Origin of the sequence: Streptomyces sp. NPDC006140, from assembly GCF_040628815.1 — a bacterium.
In the GTDB taxonomy this organism is placed as follows: domain Bacteria; phylum Actinomycetota; class Actinomycetes; order Streptomycetales; family Streptomycetaceae; genus Streptomyces.
This window is the reverse complement of record NZ_JBEXTS010000015.1, coordinates 83,947-103,449: the sequence shown is the minus strand read 5'-3', so window position 1 is coordinate 103,449 and position 19,503 is coordinate 83,947. Positions and strand designations below refer to the sequence as shown.

The 19,503-nt window shown below is 74.6% G+C and carries 18 protein-coding genes; 7 read left to right on the top strand and 11 right to left on the bottom strand.

The window, feature by feature from the left end; translation table 11 throughout:
* Positions 1–96: 96 nt before the first annotated feature.
* The gene (locus tag ABZ386_RS32600; RefSeq protein WP_351340174.1) at positions 97–1,041 is read left to right on the top strand and encodes an LAETG motif-containing sortase-dependent surface protein; all 945 of its coding nucleotides are present in this window, start codon (positions 97–99) and stop codon (positions 1,039–1,041) included.
* Positions 1,042–1,126: 85 nt separating this feature from the next.
* Here ABZ386_RS32600 and ABZ386_RS32595 read toward each other — a convergent pair whose 3' ends face one another.
* Both ABZ386_RS32595 and ABZ386_RS32590 read right to left on the bottom strand, forming a co-directional pair.
* Positions 1,127–2,104 (bottom strand): nucleoside hydrolase, encoded by a 978-nt coding sequence (locus tag ABZ386_RS32595; RefSeq protein ID WP_358967145.1) that lies wholly within the window; start codon positions 2,102–2,104, stop codon positions 1,127–1,129.
* Between the two features lie 157 nt (positions 2,105–2,261).
* Positions 2,262–2,801, bottom strand: coding sequence for a YceI family protein (locus ABZ386_RS32590; protein ID WP_351340180.1), 540 nt, complete (start codon positions 2,799–2,801; stop codon positions 2,262–2,264).
* A 156-nt stretch (positions 2,802–2,957) separates the two neighbouring features.
* On the opposite strand from ABZ386_RS32590, the gene sigJ reads away from it, so the two are divergent.
* Positions 2,958–3,887 (top strand): RNA polymerase sigma factor SigJ, encoded by a 930-nt coding sequence (gene sigJ, locus ABZ386_RS32585; protein ID WP_355717057.1) that lies wholly within the window; start codon positions 2,958–2,960, stop codon positions 3,885–3,887.
* Positions 3,888–3,934: 47 nt separating this feature from the next.
* Entirely contained in the window at positions 3,935–4,759 is an 825-nt protein-coding gene (locus ABZ386_RS32580) for a nucleotidyltransferase domain-containing protein (protein ID WP_358967142.1), read from the top strand.
* Between the two features lie 342 nt (positions 4,760–5,101).
* Here ABZ386_RS32580 and thrS read toward each other — a convergent pair whose 3' ends face one another.
* Positions 5,102–6,322 carry a threonine--tRNA ligase gene (gene thrS, locus ABZ386_RS32575; RefSeq protein WP_351340186.1) on the bottom strand — a complete coding sequence of 407 codons (1,221 nt, stop codon included), beginning with the start codon at positions 6,320–6,322 and terminating at the stop codon, positions 5,102–5,104.
* Positions 6,323–6,828: 506 nt separating this feature from the next.
* On the opposite strand from thrS, the gene ABZ386_RS32570 reads away from it, so the two are divergent.
* Positions 6,829–7,611 carry a hypothetical protein gene (locus ABZ386_RS32570; protein WP_351340188.1) on the top strand — a complete coding sequence of 261 codons (783 nt, stop codon included), beginning with the start codon at positions 6,829–6,831 and terminating at the stop codon, positions 7,609–7,611.
* A gap of 17 nt (positions 7,612–7,628) precedes the next feature.
* On the opposite strand, the gene ABZ386_RS32565 is transcribed toward ABZ386_RS32570, so the two are convergent.
* The 4 genes from ABZ386_RS32565 to ABZ386_RS32550 all read right to left on the bottom strand — a co-directional run bounded on the left by ABZ386_RS32565 (position 7,629) and on the right by ABZ386_RS32550 (position 11,977).
* Positions 7,629–8,342, bottom strand: coding sequence for a GAF and ANTAR domain-containing protein (locus ABZ386_RS32565; RefSeq protein ID WP_358967244.1), 714 nt, complete (start codon positions 8,340–8,342; stop codon positions 7,629–7,631).
* 425 nt (positions 8,343–8,767) lie between these two features.
* Positions 8,768–9,559 carry a TIGR03943 family protein gene (locus tag ABZ386_RS32560; RefSeq protein ID WP_358967140.1) on the bottom strand — a complete coding sequence of 264 codons (792 nt, stop codon included), beginning with the start codon at positions 9,557–9,559 and terminating at the stop codon, positions 8,768–8,770.
* Complete coding sequence (locus ABZ386_RS32555) at positions 9,556–10,563, bottom strand: permease (protein WP_351340194.1); 1,008 nt, start codon at positions 10,561–10,563, stop codon at positions 9,556–9,558. Before ABZ386_RS32555 ends, ABZ386_RS32560 begins: the two co-directional genes overlap by 4 nt.
* Positions 10,564–10,633: 70 nt before the next feature.
* A complete protein-coding gene (locus tag ABZ386_RS32550; protein WP_356520748.1) occupies positions 10,634–11,977 on the bottom strand; it encodes a tetratricopeptide repeat protein in 1,344 nt (447 codons plus the stop codon).
* A 128-nt stretch (positions 11,978–12,105) separates the two neighbouring features.
* Here ABZ386_RS32550 and ABZ386_RS32545 point away from each other — a divergent pair, with 128 nt between their 5' ends.
* Together ABZ386_RS32545 and ABZ386_RS32540 are read left to right on the top strand one after the other, a co-directional pair.
* A complete protein-coding gene (locus tag ABZ386_RS32545) occupies positions 12,106–12,258 on the top strand; it encodes a hypothetical protein (protein WP_351340196.1) in 153 nt (50 codons plus the stop codon).
* Positions 12,259–12,347: 89 nt separating this feature from the next.
* Complete coding sequence (locus ABZ386_RS32540; RefSeq protein ID WP_356615979.1) at positions 12,348–13,310, top strand: hypothetical protein; 963 nt, start codon at positions 12,348–12,350, stop codon at positions 13,308–13,310.
* 2 nt (positions 13,311–13,312) lie between these two features.
* On the opposite strand, the gene ABZ386_RS32535 is transcribed toward ABZ386_RS32540, so the two are convergent.
* From ABZ386_RS32535 to ABZ386_RS32520, 4 genes are all read right to left on the bottom strand, one after another.
* Positions 13,313–14,713, bottom strand: coding sequence for an extracellular solute-binding protein (locus ABZ386_RS32535; RefSeq protein ID WP_355724656.1), 1,401 nt, complete (start codon positions 14,711–14,713; stop codon positions 13,313–13,315).
* A complete protein-coding gene (locus tag ABZ386_RS32530) occupies positions 14,713–17,238 on the bottom strand; it encodes a substrate-binding domain-containing protein (protein ID WP_358967138.1) in 2,526 nt (841 codons plus the stop codon). Before ABZ386_RS32530 ends, ABZ386_RS32535 begins: the two co-directional genes overlap by 1 nt.
* Positions 17,239–17,242: 4 nt before the next feature.
* A complete protein-coding gene (locus ABZ386_RS32525) occupies positions 17,243–17,578 on the bottom strand; it encodes a hypothetical protein (protein ID WP_351340207.1) in 336 nt (111 codons plus the stop codon).
* Between the two features lie 125 nt (positions 17,579–17,703).
* The gene (locus tag ABZ386_RS32520) at positions 17,704–18,765 is read right to left on the bottom strand and encodes a hypothetical protein (RefSeq protein WP_356503926.1); all 1,062 of its coding nucleotides are present in this window, start codon (positions 18,763–18,765) and stop codon (positions 17,704–17,706) included.
* A 196-nt stretch (positions 18,766–18,961) separates the two neighbouring features.
* Here ABZ386_RS32520 and ABZ386_RS32515 point away from each other — a divergent pair, with 196 nt between their 5' ends.
* Positions 18,962–19,402 carry a hypothetical protein gene (locus ABZ386_RS32515; protein WP_355727889.1) on the top strand — a complete coding sequence of 147 codons (441 nt, stop codon included), beginning with the start codon at positions 18,962–18,964 and terminating at the stop codon, positions 19,400–19,402.
* Positions 19,403–19,503: the final 101 nt, after the last annotated feature.

Genomic DNA, 19,503 nt, shown 5'->3' with positions numbered 1-19,503 from the left:
CCACTCACCCCCGGTGCGGCCCCGGCAGCCGTGCGCCGCGCGCTGCCCGCATGCCGTCACCCGGGGTTCCTGTACACGCCAAGAAATGGGATACGCATGTCCATAGCGAGACGTGTCACCGCGCGCCGCCTGTTGGGGACGGGCGCCGCGGCCCTCGCCCTCTGCGCCGCCTCCGCCACCACCGCGTTCGCGCACGGTGCGCCCGGCGGCGACGGCTGGTCGTCCGGCGGCAGCTACAAGCCCGGGACGGGCGCGGGCACGGAGACGGGGACGGACCGCTGCCAGTTCTCGCTCGACGGCACGACGTTCCAGGACTCGGTCAAGGTCGACGACCAGAACCTGAAGCCGACCGAGGACGGCAAGGTCCACATCAAGGTCCGCACCGCCGGTGACGCGGCCACCTGCACGGCCTCCCTCGCCTCCTACCTGGCGCACGGCGCGACCTTCGCGACCTCCGGCGAGCAGGTCTTCGTCGACTTCGACACGGTGACGGTCAAGCCGGGCGGCACCGACTCGCTCGACATCGCCATCCCGGACAAGGGCTGCTTCGGGCAGATCGACCTCTACCGGGGCGCGGTGAAGTTCGACGGTGAACTCGACGCGAAGGACGGCTTCGAGCACGGCGAGCTGCCCAAGGGCCCGGACCGCCCGGTCATCAAGGACAAGCTGATCGCGGCCTGGAACGGCGGCACCAAGGACTGCACCCAGACCCCGCCGCCGGCGGAGGAGGAGCCGCCCGCCTCCACGCCGCCCGCCAGCCCCTCCGAGCCGGCCGAGGAGACCACCCCGCCGGCCTCCCCGTCCGAGCCGGCCGAGCCCTCGACGCCGCCGTCCTCCGGCACGGACACGCCCACGCCGTCCGCCTCCGAGTCGACCTCGCCCCCGGCGCCCAAGCCGAACGGCGGTGGCGGCGACCTCGCCGAGACCGGCGCCAACAGCAGCACCGGCCCGATCGCCCTCGGCGCGGCGGCCCTGCTCGCGGGCGGCGCGGCGATGCTGGTCGTGACCCGTCGACGCGCGGCGAAGCGCGGCAACGCCTAGAAACCCGGGTCACCCCACGTGTGAACGGCCGCCCCGTCGTCCTCCCCCGAGGACGACGGGGCGGCCGTCCGTGTGCCGCTCGCGGTCAGCCGGCCTCGACCGTCGACAGGTACAGCTTCACGTAACGCTCCACGTCCACGTCCAGCCCCACGTCCACCAGCGGCTGTTCGCGGGTGCCCTCGTGGATCTCGGACTCGCCGGGGCGGGGGCGGCGGTCGACGATCGTCATGCCGCGGGTGGGGCCCGGGGCGAGGGAGACCTCGACGGGGAGGCGGTGGGTGGTCAGGCCCTCGGGGTCGGCGACCGCGCAGACCGCGCCCGCGTCACCGAGGCCGCCGGCCGTCTCCTCGGGGTCGTCGGGGCGGCTGCCCGGGTGCGCCGGGCGGTGCGCGAGCAGGTCGCCGGCCAGCCGCGCGCCCGGCTCGGCGCTCGCACGCAGCCTGCGCACGTCCGCCGCCGGGACGACGACCCGGGTGAACACGTCCAGCCCGTACATGGTGATCGGTACCCCGGCGGTGAGCAGGATCGCCGCCGCCTCCGGGTCGTGCCACACGTTGAACTCCGCGACGGGCGAGGCGTTCCCGGCCGCCGCCGCGCCGCCCATGAACACGATCCGCTCGATGTTGCGCACCACCTCCGGGTGGGTGCGCAGCAGCAGCGCGATGTTGGTGAGGGGCGCGGTGGGGATGAGGGTGACCGGGCGCGGGGAGGCGAGGATCTCGCGGCGCAGCAGCGTCACCGCGTCCACGTCGGCGGGCCTGCGGGCCGGGGCCGGCAGCCCCAGGTCCCCCATGCCGTCGTGGCCGTGCACGTGCCGCGCCGAGCGGGGCGCCTCGATCAGCGGCCGCTCGGCGCCCCGGGCGACCGGGATGTCGGGGGCGCCGGCCTGCTCCAGCACGGTCAGGGTGTTGCGGACGACGCCCTCCACGTCCGTGTTCCCGGCCACGCAGGTGATCGCGCGCACGTCCAGCGCCGGGTGCCGGACGGCGAACAGCAGGGCGAGGGCGTCGTCGACGCCGGTGTCGCAGTCGATGACCACCGGGATGCGCTGACCGTCCGTCACGGCGAGGACTCCTTCCGCTGCGGCTCTCCCCGGGCGGGGGCCGTACCAGCGACCTTACGACCGGGAGGCGCGCGGACGACGCCCCCGGTGGCGCAAGGTGCCCCGCCAAGGCTGCTCAGGGCTGCCGTATGGGTGCTCAGGGCCGCCGTAAGGCTGCTCAGGGCCGCCGTATCGCCGCGATGTCGAGTTCCAGCGCCACCTTCCGGCCGACCATGCCCCGGGCCCCGCTCACGCCCCAGTCGTCGCGGTCGATGGTCGCCCGGCCGGTGAAACCGACCCGGAAGGCGCCCTGCGGGTCGTTCCCCGAGCCCGTCAGTTCGACGTCCACGGTGACCGGGCGGGTCACGCCGCGGACGGTCAGGTCACCGGTGACCCTGAAGCCCGTCGCGCCGGCCCGCTCCACCCGGGTCGAGGCGAAGGTGAGGGCCGGGTGGACGGCCGCGTCGAGGAAGTCGCCCCCGCGCAGATGGTCGTCCCGCTTGTCATTGCCGGTCCGGATGCTCTCCGCGCGGATCGCGAGCCGCACGGCGGACCTCGACGGGTCGTCGCCGTCCAGCCGCCCGCCGCCCTCGAACGCGCCGAACGTGCCGCGCACCTTGCTGACGAGCAGGGCCCGCGCCACGAAACCGATGCGGGTGCGGGCGGGGTCGAGGACGTAGTCGCCGGTCAGTTCGCCGAGTGTGCTCGTGGTCGTCATGGTGGTGTCTCCTGGAAGGGAAGGCCTGGTGCGGGTCTCTGCGGTACGACGACACAGCCCCGGAAAATGTGAGGCGGCGCGGTCCGGCCTCACATTCCGGGGCGCTGTCCCGTCGAAGAGGTGAGGACCCGCGCGACCGAGGGAGCCAGCCGCACCATGAGCACACCGTCCGGACCCGCAGACGACCTGAGCGCGATCACCCGCGAGCGGCGGAAGCTGCTCAACCTCGCGTACCGGCTGCTCGGCTCGCTCGCCGAGGCCGAGGACGTCGTGCAGGAGACCTACGCCCGCTGGTACGCCCTGACCCCGGGGCAGCGGGACGCCATCGACTCCCCCGGCGCCTGGCTGACGACCGTCGCCGGCCGCGTCTGCCTCGACCTGCTGGGCTCGGCCCGGGCCAGACGCGAGCGGTACGTGGGCGCATGGGTCCCGGAGCCGCTGCCCAGCCGCACCGAGTGGGTCAGCGGGCGGTGGGGCGGCACCCCGGCCGACCCGGCCGATCCCGCCGACCGCGTCACGCTCGACGAGTCCGTCAGCATGGCCTTCCTCGTCGTGCTCGAGTCGATGACCCCGGCCGAGCGGGTCGCGTTCGTCCTGCACGACGTGTTCCGCTACTCCTTCGCCGAGGTCGCCGAGATCGTCGGCCGCACCCCGGCCGCCTGCCGCCAGCTCGCCTCCTCGGCCCGCCGCCGCGTGCGCGCGGCCCGGCCTCCCGCGCCCCCGGCGGCCGACCGGGCCGGCCTCGTCCGCTCCTTCCGGCAGGCCTGGGAGGCCCAGGACATCGACGGCCTCATCGGCCTGCTGGCCCCCGACGCCACCGCGACCGGCGACGGCGGCGGACTCGCCACGGCCGCGCTCCACCCGGTCGAGGGCGCCGAGCAGATCGCGCGCTTCTTCGTCGACCGGGCCCGCGCGGTCCCCGGCGTGACGCTCCAGGAGTGCGCGGTCAACGGCCAGCCCGGCCTGATGGCCCGGAAGGACGGCGTCACCGTGTCGGTGCTGGCGTTCGACGTCGCGGGCGACCGCATCACCCGCATCTGGGCCGTCCTCAACCCCGACAAGCTCCGCCCCTGGACGGCGGCCTGACGGGAAATCAGCTGCGTTTCGGAAGCACCTTGCCTAGCATCGCGCCCATGCCCTCCGCCTCCCCCACCCTCGACGACCGCATCGACCGCCTGCGCGAGCTCGCCCACGCCGATCCCCGACTGGAAGGCGTCCTCCTCTACGGCTCGTGGACCCTCGGCGAGGCCGACGCCCACTCCGACATCGAGGCGTACCTGTACATCCAGGACGACCAGGCCGACGGCTTCGACGGCCGCGCCTTCCTGGAGCAGCTCGCGCCCCTCCGGCTCGCGTACACCAACATGTACGGCATCCTCGCCGTCGTCTTCGACGACCTCATGCGCGGCGAGTTCCACCTCACCCCCGCCGGGCCCGGCATCGACGAAGTCCCCACCTGGCAGGGCCAGGTGCACCTGCCCAAGCCCGACGACGCCGTCCTGCTCGACCGCACCGGACGGCTGACGCGGGCCGCCCGGCAGCTGGCCGAGTTCCGCCCGCCCGAGCCGGCGTCCACCGCCCGGCAGCTCACCGACGAACTGGCCAACTGGACGCTGATGGTCGCCCACCTCCTGGCCCGCGGCGAGATCGCCCGCGCCCACGCGGGGCTGCACACCGTCGTCGCCCCGCTGCAGCTCCAGCTCTGCCGCCTGCTGCGCGGCAGCACCGCCCACTGGCTCACGCCCAGCCGCGCCCTGGAGCAGGACCTGCCGGCCGCCGACCGCGACCGCTACGTCTCCACCACGGCCGCCGCGCGCGAGCAGGAGGTGCGTACGGCCGCGCGCCACAGCTGGCGCTGGAGCCGGGACCTGGCCGGCGAGGCGGCCGGACGCTGGACGTTCGACCTGCCACACGAACTGCACGAACAGATCGCCGACCTGCTGAACGCCCCGCGCTGACCCGGCCTCCTGGGCGCCCGGCGCTGACGTGTCCTGCCGGCCGCCCGACGCCGACCCGAGCCACCCGGCCGCCCGACGCCGACCCCGGCCTCCCGGACGCCCCGCGCTGACCCGGTCTCCCGGACGCCCCGCGCTGACTGACCTCTGGCCGCCCGGCGCCGACCCCCGGCCTCCCGGACGCCCGGCGCTGCCCGGCCTCCTGGACGCCTCACGCTGACTCGGCTTCCCGAACGCCCCGCGGCGACCCCGGCCCGCCGCCCGTCCTATGCCGGGCCTCCCGGACGCCCCGCGCCGCCCCCGGCCTCCCGGGCGCCCCGCGCTGACCCCGGCCCGGCGCCCGTCCTACGCCGGTTCCCAGAGGCCGGGGCCGCGTGCCGACACCCGGTCCGCGATGCGCCGCAGCAGTTCCCCGGCGGGCAGTGCGTCCGGCCGGCGGCCGTCCCGCAGGCGCGGTGCCACGAGCCCGGCCTCGGCCTCGCGCCCGCCGATCACCGCCTGGTAGGGGACCAGCCGGGCCGCGCGGATCCGGGCAGCGAGGGTGCCCTGCTCGGGCCCGGCGACCTCGGCCCGCAGACCGAGCTCCCGGGCCCGGTCCGCGAGGGCGTGGGCGGACCCGGCCTGCTCCTCCCCGACCGGCAGCACGACCAGCTGTACGGGGGACAGCCACGGTGGGAACGCGCCGCCGTGCGCCTCGATGAGGTGGGCGACCGCGCGTTCCACGCTGCCGATGACGCTGCGGTGCACCATCACCGGGCGGTGCTTCGCCCCGTCGGCGCCGATGTAGTGCAGGTCGAAGCGCTCCGGCTGGTGGAAGTCGATCTGGACGGTGGACAGGGTCGCCTCCCGCCCGGCCGGGTCGGTGATCTGCACGTCGATCTTCGGGCCGTAGAAGGCCGCCTCGCCCTCGGCGGCCTCGTAGGGGATGCCCGAGCCGTCCAGGACCTCCCGGAGCAGCGCGGTGGCCCGCCGCCACAGCTCCGGGTCGGCCACGTACTTGCCGCCCTCGCCGGGCAGCGACAGGCGGTGGCGGAACGCGCTGATGCCCAGGTCGGCGTAGGCCCGGCCGATCAGCTCCAGCGCGGCCCGCGCCTCCTCGACGGCCTGCTCCAGGGTGCAGAAGATGTGCGCGTCGTTGAGGGTGATGGCCCGCACCCGGGTCAGTCCGCCGAGCACGCCGGACAGCTCCGAGCGGTACATGCCGCCCAGCTCGGCCATGCGCAGGGGGAGTTCGCGGTAGCTGCGGGAACGGGAGCGGTAGATCAGGGCGTGGTGGGGGCAGAGGCTGGGGCGCAGCAGGACCTGTTCGGAGCCCAGCTGCATCGGCGGGAACATGTCGTCGCCGTAGTGGTCCCAGTGGCCGGAGATCTCGTACAGCTCGCGTTTGCCGAGGACGGGCGAGTACACGTGCCGGTAGCCGGCCCGCCGCTCCGCCTCCCGGATGTACTCCTCCAGGGTGTGCCGCACGAGCGCGCCGTCGGGCAGCCAGTACGGCAGCCCCGCGCCCATCAGCGGGTCGGTGTCGAACAGGTCCAGTTCACGGCCGAGTCGGCGGTGGTCGTGCATGGTGGCTCCTCCAGGGTTGGGACGAGCACCACGCGACGAAGCCCCGGGGCACTCGCCCCGGGGCTTCGGACACTCAGGTCAGCTGTCAGCGCGCCGGGACACTCTCCGGCGTCGTCGTGAGAGACGGGAACGACTGGGCGCGCTTCATGGGTGGGACCGTAGCAGGGGGAGCGGGGCCGGGGCGACGCGTTTTCGCCCCGAGCTGCGGCGTCGGCGTCGGTGCGACGGGTTTCCGTTCCGTGCGGCGGCGTCGGCGCGACGGGTTTTCCGTCCCCGCGCGGCGGCGTCGGCATCGGCGCGACGGGTTTTCCGTCCCCGCGCGGCCGCGTCGGCATCGGGCGACGGATTTTCCGTTCCCGTGCGGTCGCCGTGGCGTCGCCGCGCCGGGGCCTCACCCGGACGGCCCGTCGCGCTGGTGGGCGGGCGGTCGTGGTGGTGCCGTAAGAGCAGTACCCGATCTTGGCCCGCCCGCTCCCACCGGGCCCGCCCCACCAGGAGGCACCCCGATGTCCCACCCGCCGGCCGCCGCCCGTGCCCTCCTGGCCTCCGCGCTGTCCGTGACCGCCCTGCTGGCCACGGCCGGCTGCTCCGTCGAGGACGAGCCGCGGCCGCGCTGGTTCTCCGCCTCGGCCTCCGCCGCCTCGCCCGCCGTCGAGCAGCCCGCCGGGCCGGGGGCCGCCCTCACCGAGGCGCAGGCCCGGGCGGCGCTGATCACCGAGGCCGATCTGGGGGAGCCGTGGGGGCCGACGCGGGGCGCCCGGACCTGGCGGGACGGTCTGCTCAAGGCGACCACGGAGGACGGGGAGTGCCAGCGGCTGCTCGACGCCCTGTACACGGAGGAGCTGTTCGGCGTCCCGCAGGGCCCGCACGCGACCTCGGCGTTCGACGACGCCGAGACCGACGCCCAGGTGCGCTACCAGGTCGCCGCGCACCCGCCGGCGGACGTGGACCGCACCCTGGAGTGGCTGAAGTCGCTGCCGGGCAGGTGCGGCCAGTTCACGGCCTCGACGACCCGCGGCGGGGTCCAGGGCGTGGAGGTCCGCGACCTGCCGCTGCCGCCGCTGGGGGACGCCCGCCAGGCCCTGCGGGTGACGCTGGCCGGCGAGACGGAGGAGGGGGAGCTGACGTACCTGACCATGGACCTCGCCGCCGTGCGCGTCGGCGAGGAGGCCATCGTCCTCACCCACGGCGGTCTCGACGAGGTGTACGCGGAGGTCACCCAGCAGGCCGTGGAACTCGGGACACAGCGGCTCGTGGAGATCGGCAGACAGGGGCGGGCACAGATCTGACGTGCCCCGGCCCTTCGTCAGTCCCGGTCGAAGCTCCTGCGGTGGGCGATCACGTCGCGCGCCACGTCCAGCGCCGTACGCCCGCGCGCGAAGGCGTCGCCCCGCAGCCGCGCCAGGGCGTCGTCGGCGCCGACGCCGAGCTGCGCCATGATCATGCCGACGGCCTGGTAGACCTCGTGGTGGTCCGCGGCCAGACCGCTCAGCCACGCCTCCCCGCCCTGCGCCTCGGCCTCGGCCTCGCGGGGCAGCGCCATCAGGGCCACCGTCATGACACCGGCCACGAGCAGCGCCACGTGCAACTGGCGGTCGGTGAGGCCGCCCGGGCGGTCGCGGTAGAGGTCGAGCGTCCCCACGCACACCGCGTCGCTGCCCAGCGGCACCGCGTACACCGCCCGTACCCCGGCCGCCGTGGCCTGCTGGGCGAAGACGGGCCAGCGTCCGGCGTCCCGGCCCCTGGTCAGGTCGCAGGCCAGCACGGGCTCCCCCGCCGCCAGCGCGCTCTGGCAGGGGCCGTCGCCCAGGGTCGCCTGGATCTCCGCCAAGTGCGCGGCGTGCTCGCTGCTCGCGCTCAGCCGTACGGGCATGCCGTCGCTGCGCAGCGACACGCTGGCGCCGGTCACCGGCAGCAGGTCGACCGCCACCTCGCACAGCCGCCCCGGCACCTCTGCCGGCTCGGCCCCGCGCACGCCCCGGGCGATCGCGTCGGCGGCCCGGGCCCCGTCCAGGTCCAGGTCACCGCCCCCGGCGCGGCGGCCACCGGCGTCACCGCCGGGGTCACCGCCGGAGGCGCCTCCGAGATCGTCCCTGGGGCGCACGACCACCGCCTCCTCTGATCATCGCGGCCTGCACGCTTGACGGACTTCCGGGGCGGGCCCCTTTGGCCGGGGCGACGACGGACCGGCACGACAGCCCCGCGGACGACCGCCCCCGTGGACGACCGCGCCCGTTGACGACCGGCGCCGCGGACGACCGGTGCCGCGAGGAACCGGGCCCGGTTCCGGCTTCCCGGCTCCCGGCGCCGACTCCGCACGCTCCGCACCAGGTGCCCGCCCCGACCGTGCTCCGAGCCCTCCCGGAGCCCTCCCGGAATCGTGCCCCGACTACCCGAGGCGGGTAGGGCGAAACCCCAGCGCGGCCCTCGCGGCGGGGTCCGGCGTCAGCGCTTCTCGTACGGGTTGTCCGGCTGCGCCACCTGCCGCACGGACGTGGCGTCGACGACCGGCGGCCAGGCGGCGTCCGAGCCCAGCGCCCCCTCGGGACGCCACGTGCCGGTGACCGTGACCCAGGTGTCGACGGGCGGGGCGTCGGCGCCGCGCACCTCGGCCCTGGCGGTCGACGCGTCGGCGGCGCAGCAGGAGACGAGGAGGCGCGTGACGTACCAGGTGCCGTCGCCGTCCTGGGTGACGAAGCCGGTGAGCCGGATCGTGCGCCCGTCGAGGGAGCGGCCGCTGTCGTAGACCGCCCGGGAGCCGAACTCCCCGAGGCTGAGGTCGACCGGGTCCCCGGTGGGCAGCGCCGGGAAGGTGCCGACGCCCTGGGCCGCCCGCTGGTCCGCCTCGCGCTGCGCGCTGTAGGAGCCGAGGGCGGGCGGTGGGAAGAGCAGCAGGGCCAGGGCGGGGAGGGTGAGCAGCCAGGCGACCCGGGGGCCGGCGGGGCCGTGCTCATGACCGTGGCCGAGATCCTGGTCGTCGCCGCCCTGGTCGCGGCCGTCGCCGCCCTGGTCGTGGTCGTCGCCCCCCTGGACGTCGTCGTGGCCGTCCCGCTCCCAGGCCGCTCGCGCCAGGACCGCCACCACCACGCCCAGCAGCACCAGCACCACCCCCGACACCACCAGATACGGCCGCAACCCCGCCTGCACATACCGCAGGTACAGCTCGCTGAAGGCCGACACCCGCAGGATCGCCGCCCCGACGAGCGTGAGCAGTACGGCCGGTCCGTAGTGCCTCACAGCAGCCACCACCCCACCAGGACGCTGCTGCCCACCGCCACCACCCAGGTCGCGGCCGAGAACCGCACCGCGAAGGCCCGGCCGAACGTGCCCGTCTGGAGCGCGATCAGCTTCAGGTCCACCATCGGCCCGACCACCATGAACGCCAGCCGCGCGGTCGGCGAGAAGCCGCTCAGCGACGCCGCCACGAACGCGTCGGCCTCGCTGCACACGCACAGCACGACCGCCAGCAGGGCGAGCAGCAGCACCGACAGCCAGGCCGATCCGGTGAACACCTCCAGCAGCGACCGCGGCACGACGATGGCGAAGGTCGCCGCGGCCGCCGCGCCGACCACCAGGAAGCCGCCCGCGTGCAGGAAGTCGTGCTGGAGCCCGGCGACGAAGGCCCGCGGCCCGCCGCCCGGCGCGTGCGCGCCGCTCCGCTTCGGCGGCCGCAGCCACTCCTCCCGCCCGAACCGCGCCCACAGCCAGCCCATCACCACGGCCGTGGCGAGCGAGGCGGCCAGTCGGCCGAGGACCATCTCCGGCTGCCCGGGGAAGGCGACCGAGGTCGCCACCAGAACGACGGGGTTGATGGCGGGCGCCGACAGCAGGAAGGCGAGCGCGGCGGCCGGGGCGACGCCCCGCCGCATCAGGCTGCCCGCCACGGGCACGGACGCGCACTCGCAGCCGGGCAGCACGACGCCCGCCGCTCCCGCGACCGGCACGGCGAGCACCTCGCGGCGGGGCAGCAGCCGGGTGAAGACCCGCTCGGGCACGAACGCCCCGATCGCCGCCGACACGACCGTGCCCAGCAGCAGGAAGGGCACGCCCTGGACGGCGATCGCGGTGAACACCGTCCACCAGGCCGCGACGGGCGGGGTGTACAGGTCGAGCGCGACCATCGGCCCGAGCACCGACACCACCGTCACGACGGCGATCAGCGCGGCGCCCCCGAGGACGGCGTACACCAGGGCGCGCAGGCCCAGCCGTATGCCGTCGGCCACCGTCCGTTGGTTCTCCACGCGCCCCGCCCTGATCGTTCACATCCCCGCAGGAGGCTAACCCGCACGGCTGTGCGCCGCCGTTGCTTCCTCACAGAGGAGGCTGTGCGGGCGCGGGTCCGAGGGTGGTGGTGCCGGGGGCCGTACGGTGCCCCAGGCCCGTCCGGTAGGCGTCCAGGGCCGCCTCCACCCGTCCGGTGCGCCGCAGCAGGTCGCCCAGCAGCCGGCACAGGTCGGCCAGGTCCCCGGCCGCGCCCGCCCGCTCCAGCAGGCTCAGGGCGCGGACGTAGTGCTCCTCGGCGTCCTCGGTGCGGCGGGCGTCCTCGGCGATGATGCCGAGCAGCCGGTGCGCGGCGGCGGAGTGGACGGCTCCGCGCTCGGGGGACAGGTGCCCGAGGACGTCGTGCAGCAGGGCCGCGGCCTCGTCGGACCTGCCGCGCCGGTGCAGCACGTCGGCCAGCTCCACGGCGACCTGGCTGCTGTACAGGGCGGCGCGCTTGTCCGACAGCATCCCGAGGGCCCGGCGTAACTCCTCCTCGGCGCGCTCCAGTTGCCCGTCCTGGGCGTAGACGTAGCCGCGCATCCAGTGGCAGTTGGCGAGTTCGGTGCGCAGTTGCAGGCCCCGGTACAGTTCGGCCGCCTTGGCCAGCGAGGCGTCGGCCTCGGCGAGGCGGCCCTCGGCGACCAGGGTGCGGGCGACGGACCGGTGCATCCGGGCGACCAGGGCGGGGTCGCCGGACTGCGGGGCGAGCGCGAGGGCGAACTCGGCCGCCTGGGCGGCGCGGGCGTGCGCGCCCATGTCCATGTACGGGCCGATGGCGCTGGCGTAGAGCAGCAGCAGGGCGTCCGGGTCGTGCAGGCCGCCCCGGTTCAGCTCGTCGAGCGTGCTCTCCAGCAGGTAGACGGCGTACCGGAGTTCCCCGGCGAGGTAGTGCGCGACGGCCCGGCCGCGCAGCGCGGGGACCCGGGCGGGCAGGGGCGCGCCGGCCAGGCAGGCCTCGGCCCGTTCGAAGTACCGCCGGCCCGCCGGCAGTTCGCCCGTCTCCAGGGCGCACTCGCCGAGGCCGAGCAGCGCGGCGGCCTGCTCGGCGGCCAGGCCGTGCGTCTCGGCCTCGGCGAGCAGCCCGGCGTACTGCTCCGCCGCGGCCTCGGCCTCGCCGACGGCGAGGGTGCGCTGCGCCTCGGTCAGCCGCAGCCGCAGCTCGGTGACGAGCCGCGCCGAGTGCCCGCTGGCGAGTTCGTCGAAGGCGACGCCGAGCCGCTCGGCGAGATGCCGCAGGGCGTCGTCGGAAGGGCGCACCCGGCCGGACTCCAGGGTGGAGATGTAGGCGGGGGTGTACACGGGCTCCGCCAACTGCCGCTGGGTCAGCCCGCGTTCGGTACGCAACCGCTGCACCCGGCGGCCGATGGTCCCCGGATCGTCACGTTCCCCCACGCCAACTCCCCCTGTGCCTCTTGCCGTTCGGCCTGGACAGCCCCTAGGTTAAACGGAGTGTTAAGCCGCAGTGTCGGACTCGCTTAATACGCTCCCGTCATAGTCGCCGCCCCTGTTGCGAGGTCGCCGTGCTCGAACGCACACGCACCGCCGAGCGGTACGCCAGAGGCTTCGCCGCCGCCGTGGTCGCCGTCGCGACCCTCCTGCTGGCAGCAAACGCGGGCCCGGCCCGGGCCACGGCCCCCCAACAGGCCCCCCAGCCGGTCACCAACACCCGCTGACCCACCGGGCGCGGCGCCGCCCTCGCCCCCCCTCCGCAGGCGAAACGGGCACGTCAGGAGGAGAATGGGACGGAGGGAGCTGAGGAATCATGGCCCATCCCTTTGTCCCGGATGCCCAGCCGCATATCCGGTATTCGCTCGCACGACATCCGCATGAACGCGCCCGGCTCGTCGTGGCCGTGGGCACCGTGTGGATCGCGTTCTTCATCGCCCTGGTCATCGCGATGGCGCCGGGGGGCGGTACAGGCCTTCTGTTCCTCCTCCTGGCGATCCTCTTCGTCATCGGTTCCGAGTGGCTCTTCCACCGCATGCGGAAAGCGCGGCTTCTCGGCCAGGCGATCAAGGTGACACCCGACAGTTTCCCGGAGATCCACGCGGAAATCGCCGAGCTCCGACGGAGACTCGACTACCACCGGCCCGTCGACGTCTACATCCTCGACGACGTCAAAGGCAATATGGAAGTGACCAGCCTGCTCGGGACGCGGGTGCTCCTCATCAAAGGGGAATTGGCGGCCGCCCTTCAGGATGACGGGCCCGCGTCCCTGCGTTTCCTGCTGGGCCATTACATCGGCTGGCTCAAGGCCCGGCACGGGCGGCTGACCCTCTCCGTGGTCGTTCTCGACTACCTGAGGTGGCTGACGTTCGTCATGCCCTGGATGCTTCCCTACTGGCGCTGCTCGAAGTACACCTGCGACCAGTTCGGTTACCTGTGCGCCGAAGACCTGCATGCGTCACTCGGCGTGATAGCCCGGCTCATCGTCGGGGCCGACGCCGGTCCGCGGGTGTCCCCGACAGGCGTGCTGGAACAGGCCCGGCAAGTCTCCCGGCGTCCCCTCTCGCGCTACGCCGAGCTGTTCCAGCCGGATCCCCATCTGGTGAAGCGCTACGTCAACCTCGTCGCCTTCGCGGGGGCCGCGGTCCCCGCCGACCACGAGCGGTTCGTCGCCGGACTGGACGAGAAGGGCCGCCGCGTCCTCCGCGAGCTGCTGATCCAGTCGCCCCACCGCCAGTCGCCGGCGTCGCGGCCCCGGCCGGCGGCCCACCCCGGCTGACGTCACTGGTTCGACAGGACCTTGCGCAGCGCCTCGTGCAGGCGCTTGCCCAGTTCCGCGTTCCCCGGGCGGTCCGTTTCGGCCCGGGGGCCGTACAGGGCGTCCAGTTCGGTGATGAGGGTCTGGGTGACCGCGCCGTACAGGGGCGTGCGCGGGCGGTGGACCGCCTTGCGGAGGGCCGGGAGCAGGATGTCTCGGGAGTAGCTGTGGCCGCCTGCGATCCGGTCGGGCGCCGTGCGTTCGGCGCTCTCGCCCGTGGGGGACGCCGAGGGGCCCTCGGCGTAGGCGTGGGCGTGCCGGCAGGCCGGGGCGATACCGGCCTCCTGGTAGGCGGAGACGCGGGTCGCGGCGAACCCGGCGCGCAGCAGGCAGCGTTCGCTGTCGGGGTCGGTGAGGAACGCGATCAGCTCGGCGGCCTTCGCGGCCCGCCGCTCGGACGTGGCCGAGGTGACGGCCAGGTTCTGGCCGCCGAGCACGGCCTTGCCGGGCAGCCGGGCCACCCCGAGGTCCTCCTTGAAGGTCTCGTACAGGGTCGGGTAGACGTACGGCCAGTGCCGCAGGAACGTCGTACGGCCCTCCGCGAAGGCGCTGAGCGATTCGCCCTCGCGGGACGCGGAGGCCTCCTTGAGGGTGTACGGCGACACGGTGCGCTCGCGGAGTTCGGTCACCCCGGCCGTCAACTGCTCCTCGTCGGCGGTGTACTCACCGTCCGCGTCGGTCAGCTCGAAGCCCGGCACGGCCGAGGCGAACGCCTCGATCGCGTTGACGGTCCGGCCCTCGTAGGCGGCGAGCTGGGTGGTCCAGTCCGCCTGGGTGCCGACGCCGTTCACGGCGTCGAACATGCGCCGCAGCTCGTCCCAGGTCATCTCGTCGTCGCCGAGGTCGGCCCGGGAGACACCGGCCTTGCGCAGATGGTCCTTGCGGTAGTACAGCAGGCCCGCGTCGCTGTTGAAGGGGACCGCGTACCGCTTGCCGTCCCAGTACGACGTGCTGTCGACGGAGGGGATGATGTCGTCGGGCGCCCTGACGGCCGCGTCGGTCAGCGGACGGACCAGACCCGCGGCGGCGAACTCCGGGACCCAGGTGACGTCCAGGTTGACCACGTCGTAGTCGGCGCTGCCCGACTGGAGGGCGCCGAGCAGCTGGCTGCGCTGCTGGTCGGCGGAGCCGGGCAGTTCCACCAGCCGGGCCTCGTAACCCTGTGCTCTCTCCCCGGCGTTCCAGGCGTCGATGAGCTGCTGCCGTATGCCGTTCTTGCCGGTGACGTCCTGGCCGCTGGCCACCACGATCGGGCGCCGGTCGTCGGCTGCCGTCGGCTCTTCCCGCACGTCACCGCCGGTGCAGGCGGCCAGTGACAGCAAGGACAGCAGCGCCAGCGCGGCCGCCGGCAGGCGTCGGGCCATCATTCCTCCCCCATTCCGGTGCGGGCGACCTCGTCGCGCAGCGCGGGCACGAGGTCGTCCCCGGCGTCCAGGCAGCGGCCCTGGGCGGCCTCAGCGACGCGTGTGCCGGGGCGGTCCCGGTCGCAGCCCCCGCTGTTCAGCGTCACCATGACCACGGGCACCCCCGAGGTGCGGGCCCGCTCCTCCACCTCGCGGAGGCGGTCGCCGGTCAGGCGCTCGTCGTCCTCGCCGTCGGTGAGGTACACGATCAGCTGCGGCCGCTCGTCGGAGGCACCGCGCTCCCGCATGAACGCCAGCGCGTCCAGCAGGGCGGCGTGCGGATCGGCTTCCGCGTCCCGCACCTCGGCGCCGCCCTTGCCGGTCTTGAGGGCGTTCTCCCCTCGCGCGCGGGGGTGCGTGCCGAAGTCCAGCAGTTCGGTGTGCGTGCGGCCCTTGAGGCCGTGCACCGCCCAGATCCCGTACTCGTCGCCCCGGCCGAGCCCCGTCAGCGTCTGCTTGAGGATGCCGGGGCCGCCGCTGGGGCCGTCCCACAGGCCGGCCATCGAGCCGGAGCTGTCGAGGAGGTACAGCACCCGGCCGGGTCCGTGCGCGTTGCCGTACGACTCGAGTGTCCTGTCCAGCCGGGTCGCGTCGGCGGAGTCCGCCGGCGGGACGGAAGCGGTCAGCCCGTGCTCGGCCGCCTTCCCGCCGAGCAGGCCGCGTTCGCCCGTCGCGGACCTGAACCCGTGCTCGCCGAGCACCTTCCGGCCGTCCTCGCCCGTCAGCCAGTCGCGGAACCGGTCCACCTCGTCGTCCCGTGCCTGCGCGTCCTTGTCACCGCCCTCCCAGCGCACCCGCACGAACGTCGGTTCCAGTCCGGGTACGTCGTCGGGGTAGGCGGCGGTGCGCTCGGCGCGCGTCAGCGAATGGCAGCCGACACCGCTCCTGAGCAGGAACTCCGGGACCAGGACCGCGCTGCGGCCGTCCGCGGCGTCGTCCTCGGGCAGCGTGCACAGCAGCCTGACGGCCGAGGACTCGGGCCGTCCGGCCCGGTCGATGAGCTGCTCGGCGCGGCGCACATCGGCCCCGTCGCCGTACAGCCCCACCGTCGCCAGCAGCGCCGAGTCGCCGAACTCGGGGTCGGGCCTGCGCACTTCGGCCTTGGGGTCGGCCTGCTCGAGGGCGTTGATCAGCTCCGTCAGCGACCGCCGGGTGGGCGGCAGGTCAGCACCGAGGTCCTCCGGGACGGCCAGTACGACGGGCGAGTACGCGAGCGGCTCGGCGTCCGGCTCCAGCCGGGCGAAGACACGGCCCACCTGCGCCTCGGTGGCCCGGCCGACGTCCGCGCGGGTCGCGGGGATCCACACGTCCGGCTGCGGGCCGATGTCCCGCTGCGGGTTGAGGTCGTCACGCGGCTGCTGCCACGGGTCGGAATCCTCGCGCAGGGCGGTCACCACGTGGGCGGCGCCCGCGCTGTAGACGGTGATGCCGCTGCGCCGGCACCCCTCGTCGGTGGTGTTGGCCGCCGAGGCGAGGTAGGTGTCCGCCGCCGCCCGCATCGCCGGCTCCAGGTCGGGGTCGGTGAGTACGCGCAGCTCCGGGGGCGGTTCGCAGGGGCCGGAGTCGCCGGTCAGGACCAGGACGCCGTAGCCGCCGGCGCCGGTGGCGACCAGCGCCAGCAGCACCGACAGGGCGGTACGGCCGAGCCGGTCGAACATCTTCCGGGGGCGGGCGAGCAGCTTCCGGAGCCGGGCGAACCGGTCGCGGTCCGGGTCCACCCGAGGCCAGGGCAGCGGGCCCGCGGCGAGCAGCACGTCGTCCCGGTTCCAGGGCGGGGCCAGGGCCTGCGGCCGCTGCGGGTCGTTGTCCTCGGCCTTGTACTTGGCCTCGGCCATCCGCTGCTTCACCGCGTCGTACAGCTGGGAGAGCCACACCTCCCCGCCGCCGTCGAGGACGTGCACCATCTCGCGCGTGAACGGCGTCGCGATGTCGGCGTTCCCGCCCAGGATGCAGCGGTTGGGCTGCACGCTCATCAGCAGCAGGATCTTGTGCTTCTTCCGCTTCGGGTCGTCGAAGCGGTGCCAGATACCGGCGGCGTTACCCGCGTAGCAGCAGTCGAGGATGACCACCACCTGCTCGGCCTTGCTCTCGGCGAGTTCGCCCAGCACCTGGCTGAAGCTGACCGAGCCGGGCAGGCCCTGGCCCGTGAGCACCCGAGCGGTGCGCAGCTGCAGGTGCAGCTCGTTGCCGGAGGTGGAGGTCACGGCATGCCCGGCGAAGTAGAGCAGCAGCAGCCCCCGGGCCTCCTCGCAGGCCTGGTGCAGCGCTCCCGTGAACTCGTCCGGGGTCGGCGAGGCCAGGGCCCGCACCTCACCCGCGCCGAACACGTTGCCCCGGTTCAGGGCGTTCTCGAGGCTCGTCCGGTTGCGCCGCACGGCGGGGAGCTGGCCGTTGACGCCCTGTGGATCCGGCGCCGTGTGGTCGTACTCGGACACTCCGACCAGCAGCGCCCGGTTCCCCCTGCCGCGCGGGTCGTAGCGGCTCACCGGCCTACTCCCCGTCGGGGTCCAGTGAGCGGATCTGTGGGTCGGGATCGCCGCGCTGGAGCCTGCGGCGGTTGTTCGTCCAGGTCTTCACCGCGCGTGCGGTGTACTCGGTCAGGGCCGCGACCGTGACGACGTCACCGAGTACCTTCAGCACGAGTTCGATGTCCGGCCCGAGCCGCCCGTCGGCCTCGTCCGTGCCGGCCTGCTCCTCGATGCTGAGCTGCCCGGTGGCGACGAGTTCCTCCAGCGACTCTTCCCGCTCCAGCCACGTCCTCAGGGCTCTGACATCGTCCACGGTCGCGCCGGCGCCCAGCCGCACGCGTACGCCTAAGACAGCCACTTGGTCCCCCTCTGTCATGCTCGCCATCATGACACCGGGTCAGGCCTCGGCGGCAGACCTGTGACGCGACCCGTGCAAGCGATTGCGCGCCCCCTTCACGCCAGGCGCACACGGCGCACGCGTGTTCAGGGCTGGGTCTGCAACTGCCTCAACTGCCGCTGCACATGATCGAGCGCCCCCTCGCGCCGCCCGGGGACCCGCCCGCGCAACTCGGCGAGCGCCGCGCCCAGTTCGCGGGCCCGCGTGGTGTCGCGGACCTGGCCCCACTGGTGGTGCGCCCGGTCCACGGCGGCCTCGACGGCGGGCGCGTCCGGCGCCTGCCCGGCGTTCAGGCGGGCGGTGGCGATCGTCAGCCAGGTGCGGCAGCTGCGCGCCGCGTCCCCGGCGAACATCGCCAGGTCGGCCCGGACCTCCGCCCAGTGCAGGGCCTCCTCGGAGGCGGGCCCGTGCGCGGCGACGGCGGCCTGCTGGTGCCGGGCGGCGAGCGCGTCGGCGTCGGAGTGGCGGCCGGCCTGGACGGCGGCGGTGATGACGGCGTGCGGATCCCCGGCCGTCGGGCCCGGTGTGCTCACCACGAGGTCGGCGCCCGCGCTCTCGGGCGCGATCCGGGCCAGGGCCTGCTGGTGCAACTGCTCCGCCGGCGGCCGGAACCCGCTGCGCAGGATCGTCGCGACGGCCTTCATGTACGCCGGTGCCGCGACCGTGCGCCGGGACGGCGGCGGCGCGATCCGCCCGTGCACGGCGTTGCCCCGGCCGGAGTCCAGGGGTGTGGTCCGCAGCAGCTCCCACGTCTCGGCGTCCGCGTGCAGGTCGAGCAGGAGGGTCGTGGCCCCGGCGGGTCTCAGCCGCAGTTCCTCCCGGAACCAGTGCCAGGGGAAGGCCGTGTAGCGGGCGGTGGAGGGGGTGGTGCGGGCCAGCGCCAGGTGGGGCAGGCGCTGGCGGCGGTCGAGCTGGAGCTGCCCGGTGACGTACACGGTGAGCGGTCCGGGGGCCGCGGCGGCGGCCCGCAGCCGGGTGAGGACGGCCTGTGGTTCCAGCGGGTCGGCGAGTTCGACGACGTTCGCGGTGTCCGTACCGGCCAGCACGGCGGGCGGCACGGCGGCCAGGACGGGGAGCACGGAGGCGGCGTCCACCAGGCGCCCCTTGCCCACCGGTGAGGCCGCCAGCAGCAGCACGGTTCCGGGCATCGCCCCTCCCCCTGTGTCGATCACGTACGTCAGCACCGTAACCGCTGCGGCTGCAAAGGTGAGCCCCAGGACCGCAAACGCCCGCCTTCGGGTGCTTCGCCCCTCTCGTCGCGGTGTGCGGCGCTCCGCCGACTTGCCCGCGCTCGCACGGCGGTGTGCCCTGGAGGCAGGGGCAGGGAGAGAGAGGAGAGCTCTCATGGCTCATGCGGCACCCGCCTCACGCGGGGCGACCCGGCAGCGGCGCAGGCCCGATGTGTTCAGCGCGCGGACCCACGCCGCCGCGAAGGTCGCGCTGCCCGTCGTCCTCGGGCTGGTCTACGGCTACTGGGCCGCCGCCAACCGGCGCGACTCCGGGCCCATCACGGGCTGGAACCTGCTGTTCGGCTTCCTCACGGCGCTCGTGTTCGCCGTGGTGTTCGCCGCCCTGTGGAAAGTGGCCCCCCGGCTCGGGCGCGAGCTGCGCGCGCTGGTCTGGTTCGTGTTCACGGGCTGCGCGGTCGGCTTCCTCATCAGCCAGTCCGACGAGTCCGTGCTCAAGTCGGCCGGGCTGGGGGCGGTGGTCGGGGCCGGCGTCCTCGCGACGCTGTTCTACCGCTCCTACACGCACGAGGACGCCGCGGGCCGCCGCGTCGACTGATCCGGTGCCGGTAGGGCTTCCCGGGCGCCCGTCCGGCTCGGCCTGTGGGGCCGAATGCAGTCATCCGGCTCGCGGACCGGGCCCGGTGCGCCTTGCCTGGA

What these genes read in the sequence shown, in the direction of transcription:
- ABZ386_RS32520 (WP_356503926.1), bottom strand. Translation starts at nt 18,765, where the DNA reads ATGCCCGGAACCGTGCTGCTGCTGGCGGCCTCACCGGTGGGCAAGGGG.
- ABZ386_RS32600 (WP_351340174.1), top strand. Translation starts at nt 97, where the DNA reads ATGTCCATAGCGAGACGTGTCACCGCGCGCCGCCTGTTGGGGACGGGC.
- ABZ386_RS32540 (WP_356615979.1), top strand. Translation starts at nt 12,348, where the DNA reads ATGGCCCATCCCTTTGTCCCGGATGCCCAGCCGCATATCCGGTATTCG.
- ABZ386_RS32590 (WP_351340180.1), bottom strand. Translation starts at nt 2,801, where the DNA reads ATGACGACCACGAGCACACTCGGCGAACTGACCGGCGACTACGTCCTC.
- sigJ (WP_355717057.1), top strand. Translation starts at nt 2,958, where the DNA reads ATGAGCACACCGTCCGGACCCGCAGACGACCTGAGCGCGATCACCCGC.
- ABZ386_RS32515 (WP_355727889.1), top strand. Translation starts at nt 18,962, where the DNA reads ATGGCTCATGCGGCACCCGCCTCACGCGGGGCGACCCGGCAGCGGCGC.
- ABZ386_RS32570 (WP_351340188.1), top strand. Translation starts at nt 6,829, where the DNA reads ATGTCCCACCCGCCGGCCGCCGCCCGTGCCCTCCTGGCCTCCGCGCTG.
- ABZ386_RS32535 (WP_355724656.1), bottom strand. Translation starts at nt 14,713, where the DNA reads ATGGCCCGACGCCTGCCGGCGGCCGCGCTGGCGCTGCTGTCCTTGCTG.
- thrS (WP_351340186.1), bottom strand. Translation starts at nt 6,322, where the DNA reads ATGCACGACCACCGCCGACTCGGCCGTGAACTGGACCTGTTCGACACC.
- ABZ386_RS32580 (WP_358967142.1), top strand. Translation starts at nt 3,935, where the DNA reads ATGCCCTCCGCCTCCCCCACCCTCGACGACCGCATCGACCGCCTGCGC.